Origin of the sequence: Acidovorax sp. CF316, assembly GCF_000276605.1 — a bacterium.
Lineage (GTDB): Bacteria > Pseudomonadota > Gammaproteobacteria > Burkholderiales > Burkholderiaceae_C > Acidovorax.
Genome location: NZ_AKJX01000186.1, coordinates 1 through 2,718, shown reverse-complemented (window position 1 = coordinate 2,718; position 2,718 = coordinate 1). Strand labels below are relative to the sequence as shown.

Annotated in this window: 1 protein-coding gene and 1 pseudogene; both read right to left on the bottom strand. The window is 67.0% G+C overall.

Annotation, left to right across the window (positions count from 1 at the left end):
* Positions 1-1,311: DUF4347 domain-containing protein (locus tag PMI14_RS23045; RefSeq protein WP_007857831.1), on the bottom strand; the 1,311-nt coding region annotated here is incomplete at its 3' end.
* Positions 1,312-1,547: 236 nt separating this feature from the next.
* Positions 1,548-2,718: pseudogene (locus tag PMI14_RS23040) on the bottom strand (hypothetical protein); the annotation flags it as partial.

The window sequence follows — 2,718 nt, the reverse complement described above, 5'->3', positions numbered from 1 at the left end:
GGCGGCGGCCGCCGACTGCCAGCCCGCCGCTGCCGCCAGGTTGAAGACGTTGGCGTCCACCGCCGCGACGCCGTTGCTGTTGAGCAAGCCGTGGACGTTGAGCATGTCCACCGCGTTGAGGGTGACCGAGAAGGCGGTGGCGCTGCTGGCGTTGACGTTGCTGCTGGTCAGCGTGTAGCTGGCGCCGCCCTGGCCGGCGAGGGCGAGCTTGCCGACATCGACATTGCCGCCGCCGGTGAGGTTGGTGCCGGTGACGGACAGGATCCCGGTCGATGCGTTATAGGTGGCGCCGGTGATCGCCGCGAGCGATACGACTGCCGGCTCGAAATCCAGGTCATCGACGGCCAGGGAGAGGTTCGTTCCCGCGAAGGTGAAACCGGTGATGTTCTGGAAATGGGCATAGGCCGAGGTATTGATGTTCTGCTGCAGGATGGTCGCGCCGCTGCTGGCGTAGGTCAGGGCCGACCCCCCGTCGGGGGTGACGGTGATGTTGCCATCTGCCGCTGCACCGAAACTCAGGCCATTGAGCCGGAAGGCGCTGCCGTCGGCAGCCTCGACCTTGATGCTGGAAATGCCCGAGACGTTGGTCCGGTCGAAGCGCAGAAAGTAGTCGCCTGCGTCGTTGCCGAGCCCCGACAGGCTGCTGTCGTTGGAAACCCGGTTGGTGTAGCTGCCGGTGCCCGTGATCGTGTACTTGATCCCATCCAGCGTGAAGCTGGCCGTGGAGAAGTTGGTGACGCCATTGGAATCGTAGTTTTCGTCTGCGGGCACGGCCAGCACCGCGGCATAGGAGGCGGGGCCCACCAGCGTGGGGGTGTGCACGGTGCCGTGCTGCCGCCCGAGTACCCAGTCGCCACCCAGCTGCGGCGATCCGGTGAGCGTGGTGGAGGCCGCCACGTTGGCCCCGAACAGGTCGGACAGCGTGCGCAGCAATTCGGCCCCTTCCCGGCCCGCGCCGGAGTGGCAACCGTAGAGCAGCACGTCGCCATCGTCGGCAAGCGCACTGCCGATGGCACGCAGCAGGTCGGCATGCCCGGGCGCGGTGGCGGCATCCAGCACGGTGGTACCCCAGTGCAGACGGCCATGGCTACCGTGGGAGAGTACGTGCAAGGCGCCGATGCCACTGCGCCCCTGCAGGTGCCCGGCCATCTGCGCCAGACCGTCACGCATGCCATCGAGCACCACGACCTCTGCGCCCTGCGGGGCCGCTGTCGCCAGCGCAGCCCCATCGTGCAGGTCGTTGAACATGAAAACCACCTGCACGGGGCTGTGAGCGCTTGTGGGGTGGGTCAGGTCTAAAGGGTAGGCCATGCTGATTGCATCCTCGTTCTGGCGGCCAGGAGATCGGATACCTGCGGCAGCAGACCTCCATGGGGGGCCGGATACCCACGCGGGCGTTCGGCTCGGGGACGCAGCACTACGGCCTGGGCTGGAGAAACCCAGGGCGTGATCGGCCGCGACAGTCCATTTTTACCAGAAAGTAAGCGGCAAACGAAGTGTTTATTGCTCTGCGGCGCCATGGCCGAGTGAGCTCCAGCCACCCGCCGTCAGGCAAACTCCAAGCCCTTGGCCGTGAGCCCCACCAGGTCGATGCGCACCGCATTGGCCTCCAGGTTGGCCGCCAGCACCACCAGCTCGGCCGCAGAGACCCCGCCGGCCAGGATGTCGGTGAGGATCTTGAGCTCGCTGTCCGTGCCCGCACGGCCCACCACATTGGTCCACAGGGTCTGCGCGACCTGCGTGGGCGTGCTCGCCCCCAGCAACTGCAGCCCCAGGCCCGCAATGCTCTGGCTGGTGGCGCCTGCATCGAGCAGGCGGATCACCTCGCCCACCACGCCCTTGTTGGCCAGCATGCCGGGCCCGGCCAGGGCCCCCAGCAGCTTGGCTGCCTGGCCGGCGTTGCCGTTGAGGTCCAGCGCCAGCCTGGTATCGCTGAAGCTGACACGCTCCACCCGCGTCACATCCAGCATGGCCCCATCGGTCATGCGCTGCAGCGTGAAGTTGCCATTGCCCTGGGCCTGGATATGCGTCTGCGCGAGGGTTGCGGGAAGGACCACGGTGTCGATGCCCGCACCGCCATCCACATACCGCGCCAGGCCCAAGGTCGGGCTGATGGCGTTGTTGCCGGCGTCCCCGGTCACCGTGACTTCACGGATGGCATCCACGCGGATGGCGCCCGCACTGGCCATGCCCTCCAGAAGTTGCGCAGCCGTCTTGCCAGCGGTTTGCGTGGGGAAGAACTGCGCGAACAGCGTAGCCACCTCCAGCGCGGTCTTGCCCGTCAGGCTCTGGATGATGGTGCCTTCGCCCTGGCTCAGATCGCGACCCAGCCACTTCTGGAACAGATAGGCCCCGGCTTCTTCCGCAGCGCTGTGCGCCACCGTCAGGCTAGGCCCGGTCGCAAAGCGCACCTGCTCCACGTCCACCAGCCAGTCGGAGACGCCTGATGCGGTATGGGTCAGCTTGACGCCCGCGCCGTCCAAGGTCACCGTGTAGTCGGTACGCGCCCCTTCCTGGATCGCCACATCGAAGCCCGTGCCGCCATTGAGCTTGTCGCTGCCAGTGCCGCCGGAGAGCAAATCGTTGCCTGCACCGCCAAACACGATGTCGTCGCCCGCATCGCCATAGACCTGGTCATCGCCGGCCTCGCTGCCCACCACATCGTTGCCGCCACCTCCATGGATGATGTCGTCGTCCGGGCCCAGCACGATCCACTGG